Below are 20357 nucleotides of genomic sequence, written 5' to 3'. Positions count from 1 at the left end.
GTCAGGTGATGTCAATGCACCGTGTAATCGGAGGTCAAGAAGGGGATGGGGTTTGGAGTGGTCAACGATGTCTGCACTGGCCAGTTGTCGGCGTTACCGTTGCGATCTTTTTAGCGGGCTGAACAACGACGATGCCACGGCAGACGCGCTTAGGTGAGCATCGCGAGGCTGCGGTGCCGTCGCAGCCCGCTATGAACAGGTTAGTTCAGAAAGGTTTATCGCCGAGGATGGTCGCCCGGTGCATAATACGGCGCTGCGGCAGGTAATCCGCATTCGCGTAATGCTGGGTTACCCGGTTATCCCAGATTGCCACATCATCCTGCCGCCAGCGCCAGCGCACCTGGAAATCGGGTTTAGTGATATGGGCAAAGAGGAAGTTCAGCAGCGCATCGCTCTCCTTCTCCTTCAACCCGACAATGCGCGTGGTAAAGCCCTCATTGACGAATAATGCCTTTTTGCCACTGACCGGGTGGGTGCGCACCACCGGATGCTGCACCGGCGGGTTCTTTGCCACGGCCTGCTGCCAGCGCTGATGCTCCTCTGCGCTGCTGCGGTATTTGTACTCCTGGAACGATTTTCTGAAGTCATGCTCGGCCTGCAACCCATCAAGCAGCGTCTGTATCGGTGCCGATAAGGCATTCCAGGCAGCAATGCCGCTGGCCCACAGCGTGTCTCCCCCGCTGTCAGGCAGCTGCTTCGCGGTGAGAATGGCACCCGCTGGCGGCGTTTCGATAAAGGTGACATCGGTGTGCCAGTTGTCGTTATCCGGCGGATTATCATCGTTGGTATCCAGCACGATAATCTCTTCCACGTCGGGCGCGTGAGGATAAAGCGGATGGATATGCAGATCGCCAAAACGTGCCGCCAGCTGGCGCTGCTGATGCGGCGTTAGCGGCTGATCGCGCAGGAACAGTACCTGATGGCGGATTAATGCGTGATAGAGCTGCTCAAACTGCGCATCACTTAGCGGGCGGCTCAGGTTGATCTCACTGACCAGAGCGCCGATATGCGGCCCCAGCGCCTGAATGCTGATTCGTTCGTTCATTGTTGTTCTCCATGCCAGGGGGTTAAGCGGCGCTGTAAGGCGCGCAGCCCCAGCTCAAGTGCAAAAGCGATTAAGGCAATCGTCGCGATACCGGCCAGTACCACATCAGTCGCCAGAAACTCACCGGCCGACTGCACCATAAAACCCAGTCCACGGGTGGCGGCGATCAGTTCTGCGGCCACCAGCGTCGACCAGCCAACGCCCAGGCCAATACGAATTCCGGTGAGGATCTCCGGCAGCGCACCGGGTAGCACCACAAACCACAGCACCTGCCAGCGGCTGGCCCCCAGCGAACGGGCGGCGCGCAGACGTACCTGCCGGGCGCTTTTTACCCCGGCGAGCGCGGACATCGTCACCGGCGCGAAGATAGCCAGGTAAATCAGCAAGATTTTTGAGGTTTCACCAATGCCGAACCAGATAACCATCAGCGGCAGATAAGCCAGCGGCGGCACCGGGCGGTACAGCTCAATCAGCGGGTCGAGAATGCCGCGCAGCGTATCGTTAAGCCCCATTAAGATGCCGATCGGTACGCCAATCACCACGGCGGCCAGCAGGGCAATCACCATGCGCGTCAGGCTGGCGGCGAGATGCTGCCACAAGGTGGCATCCATAAAGCCAATCGGGCTGGCGATGGTCAGCAGCTGGTGCCATACCTGCTGCGGGGCTGGCAGAAACAGCGGGGCTATCAGCTGGAGCCGGGTCACCGCCCACCAAACCGCCAGAAGTATCAGTAAAGTCGCCAGGCTGAGGGTCAGCTGGCGCGACAGCGGCCAGCGCGGCGGCCATTTGCGCCGCGCCGCTTTTTCATTAATCAGTAAACTCATGCGAAGACCTCGCGCTGCCGGAACACCCGGCTGAGGACATATTCACGGCGTTCGATAAATGCCGGATCGGACTTAATCGCCCGGCAGTCTTCTCCGGCCGCATAGCGGCGGCCAAAGTCCAGCGCCAGGCGCTCAACGATGCGCCCCGGCCCCGGCGACAGCAGGATCAGCTCGCTGGCAAGAAATACGGCTTCTTCAATGTCGTGGGTGATCAGCAGGATCTGTTTGCCGCTGTCACGCCACAGCCGCAGCAGCAGTTCCTGCATCTGTTCGCGGGTAAACGCGTCCAGCGCGCCAAAGGGTTCATCCAGCAGCAGCAGGCGCGGATCTGCCGCCAGCGCTCTGGCAATGCCCACGCGCTGGCGCATGCCGCCGGAAAGCTGCCAGATAAAATGGTGCTCAGTCCCCTGCAGCCCGGCTTTTTTCAGCATGCGTTGCGCCACAGCACGGCGCTCGCTTTTCTCTACCCCGGCCAGTTGCAGGCCAAAAGCGACATTATCCAGCACGTTGCGCCACGGCAGCAGCCCCTCATGCTGGAAGACCACGCCGCGATCGGCACCCGGCCCGCTAACCGGTTGCCCGTCCAGCGTAATACTGCCGCCGTCAGCGGGGATAAATCCGGCAATGAGATTGAGCAGCGTGGTTTTGCCGCAGCCAGACGGGCCGAGTACCACCACCAGCTCGTCGCTGTCGATCGTCAGGTTAATATCCTGTAAAACCAGCCTTTCCCCATAGCTGGCGCGAAGATGAGAGACAGTCAGCATTTGCGGCGCTCCTGCTTACTGTGCCAAAGGTTTGACGAAACGGTCAGTGACAAAACTGCGGTAGTCGCTGGCTATCTGCGGTACTTTCCCTTGCTCTTTCAGGAATTTAGCCGTGTCGATTATCGCCTGATTAACCGGGCCGTTCAGCTGTTCAACCTGTTGCCTTGCACCGAAATAGGTATTTCCCTGCACCAGTGCGGGCACCTGTGCCACAGGCACGCCGCTCAGGCGCGACAGCTTGCCGAGATATTCATCCTGCTTCAGCCACTGCTGCGGATTATCGAGATAGTTTTTTTGCGCGGCCAGCGCGCTGCGGGCGAAAGCGGTCACCACGTCAGGATGTTGTTCGGCAAAATCCTTGCGCACCACCCAGACATCCAGCGTTGGCGCGCCCCATTTGGCCAGCTGGGATGAGTCGGTCAGCACCTTCCCCTGTTTTTCAAGTTGATTAACGGCCGGCGCCCAGACGTAAGCACCGTCAATATCGCCGCGCTGCCAGGCGGCGGTAATGGCCGGTGGTTGCAGGTTGACGATCTGCACCTGTTCGGGCCTGATGCCCCAGTGTTTGAGGGCTGCCAGCAGGCTGTAATGGGTGGTGGAGATAAAGGGGACGGCGATACGTTTGCCGATCAGGTCTTGCGGATGGTTAATCTCTTTTTTCACCACCAGCGCCTCAGAATTACCGAGCTGTGAGGCCAGCAGGAAGACTTCAATCGGTACCTGCTGGCTGGCGGCAACGGCCAGCGGGCTGGAGCCGATATTGCCAATCTGTACATCGCCGGAAGCCAGCGCGCGCACCACGCCTGAGCCGCTATCGAATTTGCGCCAGTCGACCTTAGCACCACTCTCTTTAGCCAAGGTGCCATCGGCCTGCGCGACTTTCGCCGGCTCTGCCGATGTCTGATAGGCAATGGTGACCTCCACCGCCTGTACGCTGAGTGCCGTCAGCGACAGTGCCGCCGCCAGAATGGAAACCGAAAATTTACCCGCCATAGCACGTTCCGCTCGATGGTTATTGCTGTATGACTCCTTTGTAACCGGGCGTATCTGTCCTGATAAAGTAATTAAAAATTATTATTTATAACAAAAGGTGCTTAGCACTTTTCACGCATTCTATTGCCGGAATAGAGCCATAAGCGGCGTTAAGCCTGATTTACGCTTCAGGTCGACGGTTAGCACCCATTCCCGCCGGGCCTTCAGCGCCAAATCAGCAGGACGCAGGCTGCGGTCACTAAACCCATCAATACGTTAAACAACGTCCAGGCGCGGCGACTGCGCAAAATGCGGCCAATCAGCGTACCAAATCCCAACCAGATAACGCCGGACAGCGCATTGACCAGCGCCATAGCAATACTGATAGCCACCACCGAGGTACGATAAGCTTCACCCGCCAGGCTAAAGCTGGCAACGGCTCCCAGCGCCATCAGCCACGCCTTAGGATTGATAAGCTGAAGCAGGCCGCCCTGCCAGAACGGCATCCGCGCGGCCGGAGTCTTGTCGGTATCCAGCTTTTCATAGTCGGCGCTGCCAATTTTCCACGCCAGCCACAGCAGATAAACGCTACCCGCCACTTTGAAAAAAAGATGCAGGGAGGGATAAAGCAGTATCAGTCCGCCGACGCCAAACGCCACCATCAGCAGCATAGCCTGCATACCGATCATGATGCCCATCAACAAACTCAGAGAGCGAAAGAAACCAAAATTCGCGCCGGAGGCGGTGAGTAACATATTATTAGGACCGGGCGTAATGGCAGCAACCCAGAGAAAGCCTGACATGGATAAAAACTGACTCAGTTCCATAGAACGGGTGCTCCTCACCCCCCGGAAAAATAAACAACCTGATGAAGCTAACAGCGCGCTATGGATCCGACAAGCTCTGACCACATGATTTTTGATCGCCTGGCTGAAAACCCGTTTCGCCCAATGGCAGGGGCCAGCAACGCGCATCTGCAAACCATTCTGCCGCGCCTGGTGCGCCGCCGGGTGACGCTGAAAGCGCACTGGCAGCGACTGACGCTACCGGACGGTGATTTTGTCGACCTGGCCTGGAGCGAAAACCCGGCCCGGGCGCGCAATAAGCCGCGCGTGGTGCTGTTCCACGGCCTGGAAGGCAGCTTTCACAGCCCCTATGCGCACGGCCTGTTGCAGGCGTTGAAAGCGCGTGGCTGGCTGGGCGTGGTGATGCACTTTCGCGGCTGTAGCGGCGTACCCAACCGCCTGAACCGCATCTATCACTCTGGCGAAACCGGTGATGCCAGCTACTTTTTACAGTGGCTGCGCGCTGAATGGGGCCGGGTGCCGACCGCCGCCGTGGGTTTCTCGCTGGGCGGGAATATGCTGGCCTGCCTGCTGGGCAAGCAGGGGGATCACTGCCTGCTCGACGCCGCGGTGGCAGTTTCTGCACCGCTGATGCTGGAACCCTGTAGCCGGCGGCTGGAACAGGGCTTTTTCCGTGTTTATCAGCGTTATCTGCTTAACCTGCTGAAACTGCATGCCTGGCCGGGCACGCTGCCCGTCGACCTGGCGCAGCTCGAATCCATTGGCCGGCTGCGTGATTTTGATAATGCGATTACCGCCCGCGCTCATGGCTTTATTGATGCCAGCGACTATTACCGCCGCAGCAGCGCCATGCCGCTGCTGCCCGGCGTGCGTAAGCCGCTGCTGATCATTCACGCGCAGGATGACCCTTTTATGACCGCTGATGTGATCCCCGATCCTGCCCTGCTGCCGTCAAACGTTGAATATCAGCTGACGCAGCATGGCGGGCACGTTGGTTTTGTAGGCGGAACGCTGCGCAGCCCACAAATGTGGCTGGAGCAACGCATTCCGCAATGGCTTACCACCTGGCTGGACAACTGATGATTATTCCCTGGAAAGAGCTCGATTCGGCAACACTTGATAACCTGATTGAATCCTTTGTGCTGCGCGAAGGCACCGATTATGGCGAGCATGAGCGATCGCTGGAACAGAAAGTCGCCGATGTTCGCCGTCAGCTGAGCTGCGGCGAGGTGGTGCTGGTGTGGTCTGAACTGCACGAGTCGGTCAACATTATGCCGCGCGGCCAGTTTCGCGGCTAACCCCGTCCGCCAGGTTATATCAGCTTCATCGCTGCCGTATTGATGACATGTGTCGACAAAGCATGTTACCAATGCAGGGCCACCCGTTTTTTAAGGAAGTAGTACGCTATGTCGACTCAACATCCGGTTATCGCCGTTACCGGCTCCAGCGGGGCAGGAACCACGACCACCAGCCTGGCATTCAGGAAGATCTTCCAGCAGCTGGGCCTGCATGCAGCAGAAATAGAAGGAGACAGCTTCCACCGCTTTACCCGCCCGGAGATGGATATGGCGATCCGCAAAGCGCGCGATATGGGTAAACACGTCAGCTATTTTGGCCCGGAAGCGAATGATTTCGCACTGCTGGAGCGTACATTCAGCGAATATGGTCGCAGCGGTAAAGGAAAGTCGCGTAAGTATTTGCATACCTACGATGAAGCCGTGCCCTGGAACCAGGTGCCCGGCACCTTTACGCCGTGGCAGCCGCTGGCAGAACCGACCGATGTGCTGTTTTATGAAGGGTTGCACGGCGGCGTTGTCACCCCGCTGCATAACGTGGCGGAAAACGTGGATCTGCTGGTTGGCGTGGTGCCCATCGTCAACCTTGAGTGGATCCAAAAACTGGTGCGCGATACCAGCGAACGCGGCCATTCGCGCGAAGCAGTGATGGACTCCGTGGTGCGTTCAATGGAGGACTACATCAACTTTATTACTCCGCAGTTTTCACGCACCCATATCAACTTCCAGCGCGTCCCGACGGTGGACACCTCCAACCCGTTTGCCGCCCGTGGCATCCCCTCTCTGGATGAGAGTTTCGTGGTTGTCCACTTTCAGGGGCTGGAAGATATCGATTTCCCTTACCTGCTGTCCATGCTGCAGGGTTCGTTTATCTCACATATCAAAACCCTGGTGGTGCCGGGAGGAAAAATGGGGCTGGCGATGGAGCTGATCATGGGGCCGCTGGTTAAGCGGTTGATTGAAGGAAAGAAAATCGGCTGAAGTTCTTTCCTTTTACGGCTAAGAGGATGGGCGGGATCAGGTCAGTTCGATCACTTCATAACTGTGGCTCATCTCCACCCCCTTGCCCAGCATAATCGCCACCGAGCAGTATTTTTCCGCAGAGAGATCGACCGCACGCGCTACCGCGTTATCCGCCAGCGCTTTGCCGCTGACAACAAAATGCAGGTTAATGCGGGTGAAGATACGCGGTGCCTCTTCGCGGCGTTCTGAGGTCAGCTTCACTTCGCAGTCAGCCACGCTATGGCGGCCCTTTTGCAAAATTGACACCACGTCAATGGCGCTGCAGCCGCCGGCGGCCATCAGCACCATTTCCATTGGGCTTGGCGCTTTATCGCCCGAATTACCATCCATCAGCACCTGATGACCAGATGAGGATTCTCCCAAAAACGTCATCCCTTCGACCCACTTAACCCGTGCCTGCATAACAACATCCTCCAATTCATTTAGTTACAGCAGAGTACGCCGCCGTGATTAAAACGGCAACGCTCTCTTTTTCTGACTATGCTGAAGCGAGACAACAGAAGACAGCCATCCCAAGCTGTGCTACAAACGAGGCTGTAAATTTCACCGGCATCATGATGTTGGTGATAACGAAACGACAGCATACGGCCTGCCCCGGAGCGGCCCGTTCCTTCCCTGTCGGAACGCTTGACTATAACAAAGCCTGGCAGGGATTCAGCCCCCGTATATCCCAATCAATTTACGCGCGGCAGCAAGGGGATCGTGAAACTTGCTGCGGGGTAAACCGGATGTATTCAGGTACGACGACAACAGAGGATAACAGCGAATGGTTCTCGGCAAACCGCAAACAGACCCTACTCTCGAATGGTTCCTGTCCCATTGCCATATTCACAAATATCCATCCAAAAGCACGCTGATACATCAGGGTGAGAAGGCGGAAACCCTTTACTACATCGTCAAAGGTTCAGTAGCGGTATTGATCAAGGATGAGGAAGGCAAAGAGATGATCCTCTCTTATCTCAACCAGGGTGATTTTATCGGCGAGCTGGGCCTCTTCGAAGAGGGCCAGGAACGCAGTGCCTGGGTACGTGCCAAAGCAGCCTGTGAAGTAGCTGAAATCTCTTACAAAAAATTCCGGCAGCTGATCCAGGTCAACCCTGACATCCTGATGCGCCTGTCTTCGCAGATGGCGCGTCGCCTGCAGGTCACCTCGGAAAAAGTGGGTAATTTAGCTTTCCTTGATGTGACCGGACGCATTGCCCAGACGCTGCTGAATCTGGCAAAACAGCCCGATGCAATGACGCACCCGGACGGGATGCAGATCAAAATAACGCGTCAGGAGATCGGCCAGATTGTCGGCTGCTCGCGCGAGACGGTCGGTCGTATTCTGAAAATGCTGGAAGATCAAAACCTGATCTCCGCACACGGTAAAACCATCGTCGTTTACGGCACGCGTTAATCGCCCCTGAACCCACGGCGCGCCAGCCTCTGTCGCGCCTTTTTCTATCTGGTGCGGCGGATGTGGCGCAGAATCATTTATCAACCTGAAGTGAACTACGCGCTGCGGCAAACACTGGTGTTGTGTTTGCCGGTTGCACTGGGCTGGCTGCTGGGAGACTTACAGAAAGGTCTGCTGTTCTCACTGGTTCCCGCCTGCTGTAACAATGCCGGGCTGGATACGCCGCACAAACACTTCTTTGAACGCCTGATGCTGGGCGGAGGCCTGTTCGCCGGCAGCAGTTTTATTATCCAGTATGCCGGCGCTCAGGGGGTTCCGCTGCCGCTGATCCTGCTGCTGATGGCGATGTTGCTGGGGATCACCGGCGAGATCGGCCCGCTGCATGCCCGCCTGATGCCTGCCTCGCTGATTGCCGCCATATTCACCCTGAGCCTCGCTGGCAAAGTACCGATGTGGCAACCTCCGTTACTGTATATCCTTGGCACCATCTGGTACGGGGTATTTAACTGGTTCTGGTTCTGGCTGTGGAAAGAGCAGCCGATGCGCGAAACGCTTAGCCTGCTGTACCGCGAGCTGGCCGACTATTGCGAGGCAAAGTATCGCCATTTAAACCAGCTAAACGACCCCTCATCCGCTATGCCGCCGCTGTTTGCTCGCCAGCAAAAGGCCGTCGATCTTATCACTACCTGTTACCAGCAAATTCATATGCTGGCAGCCAATCGCAACCAGCATTACCAGCCTTTGACGCGCGCTTTCCAGGTGGCGCTTGACCTGCAGGAGCACATCGCCGTCAGTCTGCATCAGCCGGAAGACGTGCAAAAACTGGTGCGTCAGAGCCACGCCGAGGCGGTGATCCGCTGGAATGCGCAGCGCATCGCCGCACGTCTGCGCGAGCTGGCTGACGATATTTTGTATCACCGCTTCCCCAGACGTTTTGAGATGGAACTGCCGCTGGAAGCGCTGGAGAAGATCGTGCGTCAGCATCCGGATAATCCGGTGGGTAATTTTTGCTACTACCATTTCAGCCGTATTGCGCGCGTGCTGCGCACTCAACGCCCGCTTTATCGCCGCGATTTGATGGCTGACCGTCAGCGCCACCTGCCGCTGCTGCCGGCGCTGAAAAGCTACCTTTCGCTTAAGTCTACCGCCTTGCGCACCGCCGCACGCTATGCGGTGATGTTGACCTTCGCCAGTACGCTGGCGCTGTTTCTGGCTATGCCGAAGCCGTACTGGATACTGATGACCATGATGTTTGTCAGCCTGAACGGCTACAGTGCCACCCGGGTCCGCATCCAGCACCGTGCGCTTGGCACCCTGGCCGGGCTGGCGGTTGCCGCACTGGCCCTGCGCCTGCATGCTCCTGAGTCAATGACATTACTGGTGATGCTGGCCATCACCCTGGCCAGTTACCTGATTTTACGCAAGTTCTACGGTTGGGCGACGGTGGGCTTTACCGTAACGGCGGTGTATTCTCTCCAACTTTTGTCGCTAAACGGCGAGAGCTTCTTATTGCCGCGCCTGATCGATACGTTGATGGGCTGCCTGATTGCCCTTGGCGGCAACATCTGGCTGTGGCCACAGTGGCAGAGCGGGTTGCTGCGCCAGAACGCGCATGATGCGCTGGAGGCTTATCAGGAGGCGCTGCAGATGTTGTTGGGTAGTGAACAGGATGTCAGCAAGCTGGCAAACCAGCGTATCAAAGTTAATCAGGCGCATAACGCGCTGTATAACTCCCTGAATCAGGCGATGCAGGAGCCTGGCTTCGATTCCCGCTATTTGTCCGATATGAAACTGTGGGTAACCCACAGCCAGCTTATCGTTGAACATATTAACGCCATGACGATTATGGCGCGGGAACACACTATGCTGACCGCCTCGCTGGCGGAGCGCTATCTTCAGTCCTGCGAGATCGCTCTGCAACGTTGCCAGCAGCGGCTGGAATATGACGGGCCGGGTTCAGAAAGCAACGTGCTGGAGGCGCCGGACAATTTCCAGCATGGCCCGGTGACTCTCCTCGAAGGCCACATCGAGCGCATTCTCGACCACCTCAACACCATGCACACCATTTCATCGCTGGCCTGGAGCCAGCGCCCTCACCATGGCCACTGGATGATAAATCGGTTAGGTAAATCGTCCGGGCGGCGACCTCAAACCGGGCCGCCGCCTGGTTAACGCAGCACCTACGCCAGCACCTTCTCGACGGCCGCAGCAAAGCGCTCCATACCTTCGGCAATATCGACAGGCTCAATCAACAGCGATGGCGCGAAGCGCATCACGCCGCTGCCGGCGACCAGCACCATCACCCCTTCGGCCGCCGCCGCGTTAAGGATATCGCGGGCTTTATCAGCGTACTGTGGCTTCAGCGCTGCACCAATCAGCAGCCCTTTACCACGGATATCGCTGAACAGATCCCGCCTGGTATTCAGCGACTGTAGCGCATCAACAAACAGCTGCCGCCGCGCGGCCACGCCGTCAAGCACTTCCGGCGTATTGATAATGTCCAGCGCCGCTTCCGCCACCGCACAGGCCAACGGATTGCCGCCGTAGGTGGTGCCGTGCACGCCCGGGGCCATCACTGAGGCAATAGCGTTGGTGGTCAGCATCGCGCTGACCGGGAAGCCGCCGCCGAGTGCTTTCGCGCTGGTGACAATATCTGGCTGCACGCCGTAGTGCTCGTAGGCAAACAGCTTGCCGCTACGGCCCATGCCGCTCTGTACTTCGTCCATCACCAGCAGCGCATGATGTTCATCACACAGCTGACGCAGCCCCTGCATGAATTCCTCAGTGGCCGGTACCACGCCGCCCTCCCCCTGGATCGGCTCGACGACAATCGCACAGGTATGATCGTCGATGACCGCTTTGACCGCCGCCAGATCGTTAAAGGGCACATGGACAATATCGGCCGGTTTTGGCCCAAAGCCATCGGAGTATTTTGGCTGCCCGCCGACGGAAACGGTAAACAGCGTGCGGCCATGAAACGCATTATGGAAAGCGATAATTTTGCTTTTATACGGGCTGTGGCGCTGTGAAGCGTAGTAACGCGCCAGCTTGAAAGCCGCTTCGTTGGCTTCCGCGCCGGAGTTGGCAAAGAATACGCGCTCGGCGAAAGTGGCATCGATCAGTTTACGCGCCAGGCGCAAGGCTGGCTCATTGGTGAAAACGTTACTGGTGTGCCACAGGGTTTCGCCCTGGGTTTTTAACGCTTCCACCAGCGCCGGATGGCAGTGGCCCAGCGCGGTAACCGCAATCCCACCGGAGAAATCGATATACTCTTTACCCTGCTGGTCCCAGATACGGCTGCCTTTGCCTTTGACCGGCACAAACTGCGCTGGTGCATAAACAGGCAAAATTACCTCGTCAAATGTCGCCCGCGTTACCGCTATTTTTTCCGCCGCCATTCGTTACCTCTCCGTTTAATCTTTTCATTCATATGAAAATATAGTCATAAAATATGCATAAAAAGTCAAAAAAAGGCAAATATTAATCAGCGTTTAAGAAAATTACCCAGCAGCTGATGCCCCTGCTCGCTCAGAATGCTTTCCGGATGGAACTGCACCCCTTCCAGCGCCAGCGTACGGTGACGGAAACCCATAATTTCGTCCGGCTGGCCGTCATCACGCAGCGTCCAGGCGGTCAGTTCAAATTCAGCAGGGAGACTGTCCGCCGCTACGATCAGCGAGTGATAGCGCGTGACCGTCAGCGGATGATTGAGGCCGGCAAATACGCCACCCTCGTTATGCTCAATCGCCGAGGTTTTACCGTGCATCACCCGGCGGGCGCGTTCTACGCGCGCGCCAAATGCCTGGGCAATGGCCTGATGCCCGAGGCAAACACCAAGGATCGGCAGCTGACCGGCAAAATGACGGATGGCGTCAAGCGAGATCCCTGCTTCATTCGGGGTACAGGGACCGGGGGAAATCACCAACTGGTCGGGAGCCAGCCTGTCCATCTCCGCCAGGTTAATCTCGTCGTTACGCCGCACGCACACTTCGGCGCCCAGCTCGGAAAAATACTGGTAGAGGTTCCAGGTGAAGGAGTCGTAGTTATCGATAAGCAGCAGCATGATCGGTCCGTTACGCCCGGGCCAACGGGCGGCCCGGGCAGAGAAGGCAGTCAGCTAATTATGGCAGCACTTTAGCCGACAGAATAACAACCGGCGTCACCGGGACATTCTGGTAAGGACCGAAGGTTTTGGTCTGGACCTGAGCAATTTTATCCGCCACGTCCATGCCTTTTACTACTTTACCGAATACCGCATAGCCAAAATCACGCTGGCCATGATCGAGGAAGGCATTGTCCGCCACGTTGATAAAGAACTGGCTGGTAGCACTGTCCTTCTCAGCGGTGCGCGCCATAGACAGGGTGCCGCGTTTGTTCAGCAAGCCGTTGTCTGCCTCATTTTTGATCGGCGCGCCTGGCTGCTTTTGCTGCATATCGGCAGTGAAACCGCCGCCCTGCAACATAAAGCCGGGGATCACACGATGGAAAACAGTGTTGTTGTAGAAGCCGTTGTTGACGTAATCCACAAAGTTTTTCACCGAGACGGGTGCTTTCTGGTTATTAAGTTCCAGTTCAATATTGCCCGCTGAAGTGGTCAGCAGGACATGCGCGTCCCCCTTAGCGGCAAGAGCGGAGACAGAGATCGAAGACAGTGCGAGAACTGTCGCCACCGCGGTCAAAGTACGTTTCAACATGAAGGAATCCTTACTGAGGGCAACGAATCATTTAATCAACGCTTATTGTAAAGAGGCACTCACCTGTGCGCCAGCGCTTTACCGTTATTTACCAGCGATACGGTGAAAGCAAACGTTATCGCTGTCGGCAAAAAAGTGATTTAGATCACGTTATGAATGGAATCTGAAGTAAAAGATTTCGCTAAAGATTTTAGCAGATCGCTATTGTCGTTAAACTTCCTGAGTCCCCCACAGGCATTCCGCCTGACCAACTTCTTTCTCAACAGGTTTCCACTATGACAAATCGCGATCGCATTGGGCTTACCTGGATCAGCTTCTTCTCCTACGCGTTGACCGGTGCAGTGGTTATCGTTACCGGTATGGTTCTGGAGAATATAGCGGCTTATTTCCAGCTGCCCGTTGCTCAGATGAGCAATACTTTTACCTTTCTCAATGCAGGTATTCTGCTGGCGGTGTTTCTCAACGCCTGGCTGATGGAAATTGTGCCGCTCAAGCGCCAGATAATTTTCGGCTTTGTGCTGATGGTGCTGGCGGTACTCGGCCTGATGAACAGTCACAGCCTCGGCGTATTCTCCCTGTGTATGTTTGTCCTCGGGGTGGTCAGCGGCATTACCATGTCGATCGGTACATTTCTCATTACTCACCTGTATGAGGGACGTCAACGCGGTTCACGTCTGCTGTTTACCGATTCGTTTTTCAGTATGGCCGGCACCCTGTTCCCGATTATCGCCGCCGCTATTCTGGCAAGATCGCTGCCGTGGTACTGGGTATATGCCTGTATCGCAGTTATCTATGTGGCGATTTTCATTCTTGCACTGTGCTTTGAATTCCCCCAGCTGGGCAAAAAAGCCGTCCGGGGTCAGCCGGTGGTGAAAGAGAAATGGGGCCTGGGCGTAGCGCTTCTCGCCGTGGCGGCTTTGTGCTACATCCTCGGCCAGCTGGGCTTTATCGGCTGGGTACCGCAGTACGCGACGAAAAACATGGGCCTGAACATTACCGAGGCCGGTAGCGTGGTGGGGCATTTCTGGACCGCTTATATGGTTGGGATGTGGGCGTTCAGCGCCATTCTGCGTTTCTTCGATCCGCAGCGTATCGTCACCGTGCTGGCGCTGATCTCGACCCTGCTGATGTACTGGTTTATTAGCACCACCGATGCGTCCATGCTGAAGTGGATTATGATGAGCCTGGGCTTCTTCTCCAGCGCCATTTACACCACTATTATTACTCTTGGTTCCCTGCAAACGAAGGTCTCTTCACCGAAACTGGTGAACTTTATCCTGACCTGCGGCACCATCGGCACCATGCTGACCTTTGTGGTCACCGGCCCAATCGTCGATAAAGCCGGCTTCCATGCGGCGCTGGCTACCACCAACGGCCTGTATGCCGTGGTGTTCCTGATGTGCCTGCTGCTGGGCTTCGTCAGCAAGCACAAGCAGCACGGACATATGGATGCGCACTGACTGAAGATGCCATCAAACTAAAGCCGGCGCTGCCGGCTTTTTTATGCGCCACCTCTGCCCTTTTAGCGCCTGAAATCAACCTGCTCGCTGCTGTCCGGATAAATCTGACTGACCGCCGGACGGGTTTCCGCTATCTCCCTCCTGTGACGAATGGAATAACGCACCGGCACCTGGCGGCGTAGGGCACCAAACCCGCTCGCGGCGGGCAGGATCACCGGGTTTGCACGGTTGCCGACCTGAATAGCGTAATCGGTTAGCTGTCAGGTTCTGGCACTGTGGCTGGTGACCAGATTGATCCCGTCATCCGGCTGGTTTTAACCCCTTAGCTGGCAGACATGCAGCACCAGCAACATGCTGGCGGTACCGGGCGGGTAGCAGGGGCCAAACAGGTCGTCATGGCCCAAGCAAAGGTGAATATTCGCTGCCAGCATCTCTTTCACCCGGCTTATGCCACGGCGTTTCGGATAGCGGTCAAAACGCCCCTGCAAATGGATATTCACCAGCGGGCAACCACTTTACGCCATATTCGTAGGTAAACACACCATGCGGGATCGCCCCGATCGCATCAGCCCCCGGCAGTAATCCCAGCTCCAGCAAGGCTTCGCCATCGGGACAGCAGAGAATGCCCTCCTGCGGGATATCCACCCACGAAGCCATCTTCTGTTTCACCTCAGGCATGGCTTTTAACGCGGTCGGCGTTGGGTCGTAAATATCAATATGGCCACGCACATGCTGGATCCCGTTGGCAAACTGCCGCTTCAGCGTCTGCTTCGCGCGCCGATTAACATCGTCACGGGTTAGCAGCACCTTACGTTCTGCCCGGCGTTCAATCCCTTTACACCGCGTCCCCGACCGGTTCCAGGCCGGTCACCGACGGTCTGGGTGGTATCGGGGTGAATAGGAGGCGCAATAAAGAGAGGGATCGCCAGCCCGCTTTCGGTATCCAGTGCGCCGCCCGCAGCACAGACGTGCGGCTGTGGCGTGATATGCGTGATATGCGTGATATGCGTGATATGCGTGATATGCGTGATATGCGTGATATGCGTGATTTTACCTTAATGGATCGCAACCTGCCGAAGCCCTTCACACCCGGGCAAACGGAGCTGATTGATCCATTTAAATTCTGGCTGCACACGCCCCCCTACGTTATAAATACGATGCTCTGTTGTTCCTGGCCTGGATCGCGGGAGCCAATGGCGGATGATTAACATACAGAGCGCATTGATGCTCCTGATCTGATGCAACTCACTGACCGCAAGGAAGAAACCATGAATAAACTGATACTCGCCAGCCTGCTGGTCAGCCAGCCACTGCTGGCTGCAACCCCCGACTATAGCAGCTTGCAGGGCACCTGGCAGATTGAAGCCGTCAAGGTGGTTGACAGCCCGGTGCAGGCAGTGGGGGATGACGATCCGCAGTACATGGGCGCAGAAGTCACCTTTTCAGCTGATAAGATAGTATGGACTAAGGGTACGCCGCAGCGACAGATCGATCCGACTATCGACGATTGTCAGCAGAAGCCCACGTTGACTGCGATTGGAAAAAACGATCCCGAACAGGGATATCAGGTCACAGGAGGGTTTAATGTGCGGTGCGGTCCAGAACCCTGGGGGCCGGGAGCGGTCGTCACGCTGCCACAGAAAGGCAAGATGACGCTGTACTGGTATGACGGGGCTATCCTGTTACTGAAGAAGGTGATGAAATAATTGACAGTAGCCAGCGCGGCGGACCTTGTTGTTGGTCCGCCGGTAAACGCCATTATGGCCGGGCGACGAAGCCGATAGCCTGGTAAACCTTCTTCAGCGTTTCCTGCGCCTGAGCGCGGGCTTTATCCGCCCCTTCCCGCATTACCTGCTCAAGGAAAGCTTCATCGTTACGGTAGCGATGATAGCGCTCCTGCAGTTCCAGCAGCATGCCGGAAACCGCCTCTGCTACTGCGCCTTTCAGGTGGCCATACATCTGACCAGCGAACTGCTGTTCCAGCCCGGAGACCGGGGTTCCGGTCACGCCCGACAGAATATCCAGCAGGTTGGAAACGCCGGGTTTTTCTTTGACATCGTAGCGCACCACCGGTGGCTCATCGCCATCGGTCATCGCTCGTTTGATTTTCTTAACCACCGACTTGGGATCTTCCAGCAGGCCGATAACGTTATTGCGGTTATCATCGGACTTGGACATCTTTTTCGTCGGCTCTAACAGCGACATCACGCGCGCGCCGGATTTTGGAATAAACGGCTCTGGCACTTTAAAGATGTCGCCATACAGCGCGTTAAAGCGTGAAGCCACATCACGGCTCAGTTCAAGATGCTGTTTCTGATCCTCGCCTACCGGCACCTGAGTAGTCTGGTAGAGAAGGATATCTGCCGCCATCAGCACCGGATAGTCAAACAGACCGGCGTTGATATTCTCTTCATAGCGCGTTGATTTGTCTTTGAACTGAGTCATGCGGCTCAGTTCACCGAAATAGGTGTAACAGTTGAGGATCCAGCCAAGCTGGGTATGTTCAGGTACGTGCGACTGAACAAATATGGTGCTTTTCTGTGGGTCGATGCCGCAAGCCAGATAGAGCGCCAGCGTATCCAGGGTTGCCTTACGCAACGCTACCGGATCCTGGCGCACGGTGATGGCGTGCAGATCGACAATGCAGTAAATGCAGTGATAGTCATCCTGCATCTGTACCCACTGACGCAGCGCACCCATATAGTTGCCAATGGTCAGTTCACCTGAAGGCTGTGCGCCGCTAAATACGATGGGTTTACTCATGTTTCCGTCCTGATAATGACAGCCCGAGCGCGGGCAACAAATCGTTAAAATGATCGAGCGTGAGGTCCGGCTGGCTGGTGACGATTGACTCGCCGTAGTTATAGCCGTAAGTCATGCCGATACAGGGACATCCTGCCGCCTGCGCTGCAAGAATATCATTACGTGAATCACCGACAAACACTAACTCGCCCGGCAGCAGGCCCAGCTTGCCCAGCACCAGGAACAGCGGGGCCGGGTGCGGCTTCTTCGCCACGACATCATCGCCAGCGATAATCAGTGAAAAATAGTCTGCAATATCCAGCGATTGTAGCAGCGGTGCAACGAACGGTGTCGGCTTGTTGGTCACCAGGGCCATCGGCACGGAACGCTCATCCAGCGCGGCAAGCGTCTGTTTCACCCCCGGGTACAGCAGGCTGCCGCCGTCCACGCTGTGCGCGTAATGTTTATCCAGCAGCAGGCGGGCATCTCGCAGTAAACCGGCCTGTGGGGCATGGCCCAGCGCCCAGCTCAGGGCGCGCTGGATAAGCATATCAGCGCCGTTGCCAATCCAGCTTGACACGCGCGCTATGCCAGCGGCAGGCAGGTTCAGTTCGGTTAATGCGCCGTCAACGGCGCTGGCCAGCCCTGGTGCGCTGTCTGTCAGCGTGCCGTCAAGATCGAAAGCCAGCGCACGGAAATCAGTGAAATGCCCCATGGCGAGATTTCTCCAGTTCAGTGCGCATGTCATTGATGACCTTCTTATAGTCCGGGTGACCAAAAATCGCTGAACCTGCAACAAACATATTTGCGCCAGCAGCAGCAATCTCACCGATGTTGTCAACCTTCACGCCGCCATCCACTTCCAGTCGAATGTCATAGCCGCTCTGGTCAATCAGCTGACGCACCTGACGCAGCTTATTCAGCGTTCCGGGAATAAACGATTGTCCACCAAAGCCAGGGTTAACCGACATAAGCAGGATCACGTCCAGCTTGTCCATAACATAGTCGAGGATGCTGAGCGGCGTCGCCGGGTTCAATACCAGGCCCGCTTTACAGCCGTGCTCCCTGATTAGCTGCAGCGTGCGGTCAACATGCTCGGAAGCCTCGGGATGAAAAGTGATGTAGCTGGCACCGGCTTTGGCAAAATCAGGCACCAGGCGGTCGACCGGCTTCACCATCAGATGGACGTCGATGGGAGCGGTTACACCGTAATCACGAAGCGCTTTTAACACCATCGGGCCCATGGTGAGATTGGGAACGTAATGATTATCCATCACATCGAAATGCACCACATCGCCGCCTGCGGCCAGTGCTTTGGCGGTATCTTCGCCCAGGCGGGCAAAATCTGCGGAAAGAATTGATGGGGCAATTAAAAACTGTTTCATCCGTTTCTCCCTGGTTATGCCTGCTTTCAGGCTTGAGTCACCGGCCGTTATACAGCGCCAGTAGTTCGTTGACCTTACTACGACTATTGCCACTTCGGCTGATTGACCGACGCACTTTGATTTCCTGCAGCTTTGTCGCCCCCTGATACCACTGACGGGTTAGCGGCGTATCGTGGTTTGAGATCAGCACGGTAATACTGCTCTCCTGTGCCAGCCGGGTAGCCAGTTCGGCAAGGTGCTGCTGCTCGCGCATACTGAAACTGTTGGTATGGTAAGCGGTGAAGTTCGCTGTTGCAGACAGCGGCGCATAAGGGGGGTCGCAGTAAACCACTGACCCCTGGTGCGCTTTGCCTAGCGTAACATCGTAAGATTCACAGACAAAGGTCGCATATTGTGCGCGTTCAGCAAACCAGTACAACTCTTCCTGCGGAAAATAAGGTCTGCGATAGCGGCCAAACGGAACGTTAAACTCACCGCTCAGGTTATAGCGACACAAACCGTTATAGCAGTGGCGATTAAGATATAAAAACAGCAGCGCGCGACGATAAGCGTCGCCGCACTGGTTGAATTCCTGACGCCAGGCATAGTAGACATCGGCATCGTTACTTTCCGGGGTAAAAAGTAAACGTGCGTCGAGGACGAACTCATCGGTACGTTCTTTAACGATGTTGTAAAGATTGATCAAGTCGCTGTTGATATCAGCCAGAATATAACGTGAATATTGCGTGTTGAGGAATACCGATCCGGCACCGACAAACGGTTCGATCAGGCAGTCTCCTTCCGGGAGGTGGCTACGGATATCGTCAAGTAAAGGGTACTTACCACCAGCCCACTTCAAAAAAGCGCGATTTTTTTTCATGCCGTCGTTAATTACTTACTCTTCAGGCTGTGGTTACACCGACAGCATATCTGCGCTTTAAATGCTGCATGCCTGAGGCACACACACTTCAGGAAATGCCGGGTGACCCCGGCAGAATGTTACCTGGCCGCTTCATTTTTAACCTGGCTCACCGGTTTTACCCACGGGTTCTGGGCACGTACCTCGGCCGGTAGGGTGGCGACCGCTCGTTTTGCCTCTGCAGGGGTCGCATACGAACCGCTCACCAGCACATACCACGGCTGGCCATTACGCGTAGTCTGATAGACGTGATACCCGGACAGATTTTGCTTTTTGGCCCAGGCATTCAGGGAACCCGCGTGTGAAGCACTGCTCAGTTGCAGGGTAAAGTTACCAGCCGGTGTACTGCTGCGACGGCTGTCTGCCGGGGTACTTTTGCCCGCGGACGCAGCAGGTTTGCTCTCTTTACCCGCCGGTTTACTCGCTGGGGATTGATGTGCGGTAGCAGTTTTGTGCGGCGACGGCGTGATACGCACGGTCGCATTGCCGGGTACCGGACGCGGTTTTTCGGTCACCGTCGCGACCGTCGCCGCAGCCGTTGGCAGTGAAGAGCCGTCGCCCTGCAGGGCCTGTGCCGCAGCATTGACCTGGCCTTGCCTGTCTTCCAGGGCATTATTCAGGTCGCCCTGCAGTTCAACACGCTGTTGGCCGGAAGGAGCCTGTGCAGGCAGTGCCTGAGTTGGCGTGGAAGATATTGGGGGAGGCGTTACATTCTGCGCTGCACCCGCCGGGCTGTTTTCAGCCGATGCCGACTGACCGCCTATCGATGAGCTACCCGCAAGATCAATATTTTTCTCAACGCTACTGCCAGCAGGCGCTTGCGGCTGTTGTGCCCCCTGGCTGTGGCCATTCACCGGGGATTTCAGCACCGACCCGATACCCAGCACGAGCAGCAACAGAACAAGAATACCAATACCCATCATCATATGCTGACGCGAGACCGCCATTTTTGGCGAAGCAGTCGCTTTACGTGACCGCATCGGGCGGCGGTCGCTGGTGTCAGGTTTTAACTCGTCTTCCGGTTTCAACTCGTCCATTTAACCTCCTCCC

22 protein-coding genes and 1 pseudogene are annotated in these 20357 nt (G+C 56.4%); 8 read left to right on the top strand and 15 right to left on the bottom strand.

The genetic code is table 11. From position 1 onward, the window contains the following. Positions 1 to 205 precede the first annotated feature (205 nt). From tauD to JGC47_RS01150, 5 genes are all read right to left on the bottom strand, one after another. Positions 206 to 1045, bottom strand: coding sequence for a taurine dioxygenase (gene tauD / locus JGC47_RS01170; protein WP_004160640.1), 840 nt, complete (start codon positions 1043 to 1045; stop codon positions 206 to 208). Continuing rightward, complete coding sequence (gene tauC / locus JGC47_RS01165) at positions 1042 to 1869, bottom strand: taurine ABC transporter permease TauC (protein WP_004160642.1); 828 nt, start codon at positions 1867 to 1869, stop codon at positions 1042 to 1044. Before tauC ends, tauD begins: the two co-directional genes overlap by 4 nt. Then, positions 1866 to 2633, bottom strand: coding sequence for a taurine ABC transporter ATP-binding subunit (gene tauB, locus JGC47_RS01160; protein ID WP_004160644.1), 768 nt, complete (start codon positions 2631 to 2633; stop codon positions 1866 to 1868). Before tauB ends, tauC begins: the two co-directional genes overlap by 4 nt. Before the next feature lie 15 nt (positions 2634 to 2648). Continuing rightward, positions 2649 to 3626 carry a taurine ABC transporter substrate-binding protein gene (gene tauA, locus JGC47_RS01155; protein ID WP_004160646.1) on the bottom strand — a complete coding sequence of 326 codons (978 nt, stop codon included), beginning with the start codon at positions 3624 to 3626 and terminating at the stop codon, positions 2649 to 2651. A 203-nt stretch (positions 3627 to 3829) separates the two neighbouring features. Next, complete coding sequence (locus tag JGC47_RS01150) at positions 3830 to 4432, bottom strand: LysE family translocator (RefSeq protein WP_004160649.1); 603 nt, start codon at positions 4430 to 4432, stop codon at positions 3830 to 3832. A gap of 60 nt (positions 4433 to 4492) precedes the next feature. Between JGC47_RS01150 and JGC47_RS01145 the strand changes: the two genes are divergently transcribed. From JGC47_RS01145 to JGC47_RS01135, 3 genes are all read left to right on the top strand, one after another. Further along, complete coding sequence (locus tag JGC47_RS01145; protein WP_004160656.1) at positions 4493 to 5491, top strand: hydrolase; 999 nt, start codon at positions 4493 to 4495, stop codon at positions 5489 to 5491. Next, positions 5491 to 5709 carry a YheU family protein gene (locus JGC47_RS01140; RefSeq protein WP_013036283.1) on the top strand — a complete coding sequence of 73 codons (219 nt, stop codon included), beginning with the start codon at positions 5491 to 5493 and terminating at the stop codon, positions 5707 to 5709. Before JGC47_RS01145 ends, JGC47_RS01140 begins: the two co-directional genes overlap by 1 nt. A 108-nt stretch (positions 5710 to 5817) precedes the next feature. Next, positions 5818 to 6687 carry a phosphoribulokinase gene (locus JGC47_RS01135; RefSeq protein ID WP_004160658.1) on the top strand — a complete coding sequence of 290 codons (870 nt, stop codon included), beginning with the start codon at positions 5818 to 5820 and terminating at the stop codon, positions 6685 to 6687. Between the two features lie 36 nt (positions 6688 to 6723). Here the strand turns inward: JGC47_RS01135 and JGC47_RS01130 are convergent, their stop codons facing one another. After that, positions 6724 to 7131 carry an OsmC family protein gene (locus JGC47_RS01130; RefSeq protein ID WP_004160659.1) on the bottom strand — a complete coding sequence of 136 codons (408 nt, stop codon included), beginning with the start codon at positions 7129 to 7131 and terminating at the stop codon, positions 6724 to 6726. Positions 7132 to 7495: 364 nt separating this feature from the next. Here JGC47_RS01130 and crp point away from each other — a divergent pair, with 364 nt between their 5' ends. Together crp and JGC47_RS01120 are read left to right on the top strand one after the other, a co-directional pair. Continuing rightward, positions 7496 to 8128 carry a cAMP-activated global transcriptional regulator CRP gene (crp, locus tag JGC47_RS01125; RefSeq protein WP_004160660.1) on the top strand — a complete coding sequence of 211 codons (633 nt, stop codon included), beginning with the start codon at positions 7496 to 7498 and terminating at the stop codon, positions 8126 to 8128. A 60-nt stretch (positions 8129 to 8188) separates the two neighbouring features. Beyond that, the gene (locus JGC47_RS01120; RefSeq protein ID WP_004160661.1) at positions 8189 to 10300 is read left to right on the top strand and encodes a YccS/YhfK family putative transporter; all 2112 of its coding nucleotides are present in this window, start codon (positions 8189 to 8191) and stop codon (positions 10298 to 10300) included. 8 nt (positions 10301 to 10308) lie between these two features. Here the strand turns inward: JGC47_RS01120 and argD are convergent, their stop codons facing one another. The 3 genes from argD to ppiA form a co-directional block, all read right to left on the bottom strand. Then, positions 10309 to 11526: a bifunctional acetylornithine/succinyldiaminopimelate transaminase gene (argD, locus tag JGC47_RS01115; RefSeq protein ID WP_004163439.1), complete on the bottom strand. Its 1218-nt coding sequence runs from the start codon at positions 11524 to 11526 to the stop codon at positions 10309 to 10311. Between the two features lie 86 nt (positions 11527 to 11612). Next, positions 11613 to 12191, bottom strand: coding sequence for an aminodeoxychorismate synthase component II (locus JGC47_RS01110; RefSeq protein ID WP_004160665.1), 579 nt, complete (start codon positions 12189 to 12191; stop codon positions 11613 to 11615). A gap of 58 nt (positions 12192 to 12249) precedes the next feature. Then, positions 12250 to 12822, bottom strand: a complete 573-nt coding sequence (gene ppiA, locus JGC47_RS01105) for a peptidylprolyl isomerase A (protein WP_004160667.1) — start codon at positions 12820 to 12822, stop codon at positions 12250 to 12252. Between the two features lie 275 nt (positions 12823 to 13097). On the opposite strand from ppiA, the gene tsgA reads away from it, so the two are divergent. Continuing rightward, positions 13098 to 14282 (top strand): MFS transporter TsgA, encoded by a 1185-nt coding sequence (gene tsgA / locus JGC47_RS01100; protein ID WP_004160676.1) that lies wholly within the window; start codon positions 13098 to 13100, stop codon positions 14280 to 14282. Between the two features lie 62 nt (positions 14283 to 14344). Here tsgA and JGC47_RS17450 read toward each other — a convergent pair. Further along, positions 14345 to 15295: pseudogene (locus JGC47_RS17450) on the bottom strand (amidohydrolase family protein). On the opposite strand from JGC47_RS17450, the gene JGC47_RS01085 reads away from it, so the two are divergent. Continuing rightward, the gene (locus JGC47_RS01085; RefSeq protein ID WP_004160682.1) at positions 15176 to 15490 is read left to right on the top strand and encodes a hypothetical protein; all 315 of its coding nucleotides are present in this window, start codon (positions 15176 to 15178) and stop codon (positions 15488 to 15490) included. The pseudogene JGC47_RS17450 and the gene JGC47_RS01085 overlap by 120 nt on opposite strands. 30 nt (positions 15491 to 15520) lie before the next feature. Further along, a complete protein-coding gene (locus JGC47_RS01080) occupies positions 15521 to 15988 on the top strand; it encodes a hypothetical protein (RefSeq protein WP_004160684.1) in 468 nt (155 codons plus the stop codon). A gap of 52 nt (positions 15989 to 16040) precedes the next feature. On the opposite strand, the gene trpS is transcribed toward JGC47_RS01080, so the two are convergent. From trpS to JGC47_RS01055, 5 genes are all read right to left on the bottom strand, one after another. After that, positions 16041 to 17045 (bottom strand): tryptophan--tRNA ligase, encoded by a 1005-nt coding sequence (trpS, locus tag JGC47_RS01075; protein ID WP_004160686.1) that lies wholly within the window; start codon positions 17043 to 17045, stop codon positions 16041 to 16043. Then, positions 17038 to 17739, bottom strand: a complete 702-nt coding sequence (locus JGC47_RS01070; RefSeq protein WP_004160687.1) for a phosphoglycolate phosphatase — start codon at positions 17737 to 17739, stop codon at positions 17038 to 17040. The genes trpS and JGC47_RS01070 overlap by 8 nt, the downstream gene beginning before the upstream one ends. Further along, entirely contained in the window at positions 17723 to 18409 is a 687-nt protein-coding gene (gene rpe / locus JGC47_RS01065; protein ID WP_004160688.1) for a ribulose-phosphate 3-epimerase, read from the bottom strand. The genes JGC47_RS01070 and rpe overlap by 17 nt, the downstream gene beginning before the upstream one ends. Positions 18410 to 18446: 37 nt before the next feature. Next, positions 18447 to 19268 carry an adenine-specific DNA-methyltransferase gene (gene dam, locus JGC47_RS01060; protein ID WP_004160689.1) on the bottom strand — a complete coding sequence of 274 codons (822 nt, stop codon included), beginning with the start codon at positions 19266 to 19268 and terminating at the stop codon, positions 18447 to 18449. A gap of 119 nt (positions 19269 to 19387) precedes the next feature. Further along, positions 19388 to 20344 carry an SPOR domain-containing protein gene (locus JGC47_RS01055; RefSeq protein WP_004160690.1) on the bottom strand — a complete coding sequence of 319 codons (957 nt, stop codon included), beginning with the start codon at positions 20342 to 20344 and terminating at the stop codon, positions 19388 to 19390. Positions 20345 to 20357 lie beyond the last annotated feature (13 nt).

It is taken from the genome of Erwinia amylovora (genome assembly GCF_017161565.1).
Taxonomy (GTDB): Bacteria; Pseudomonadota; Gammaproteobacteria; order Enterobacterales; family Enterobacteriaceae; genus Erwinia; species Erwinia amylovora.
The sequence above is the reverse complement of the archived record's forward strand: the minus strand, read 5'-3'. Positions and strand labels throughout refer to the sequence as shown.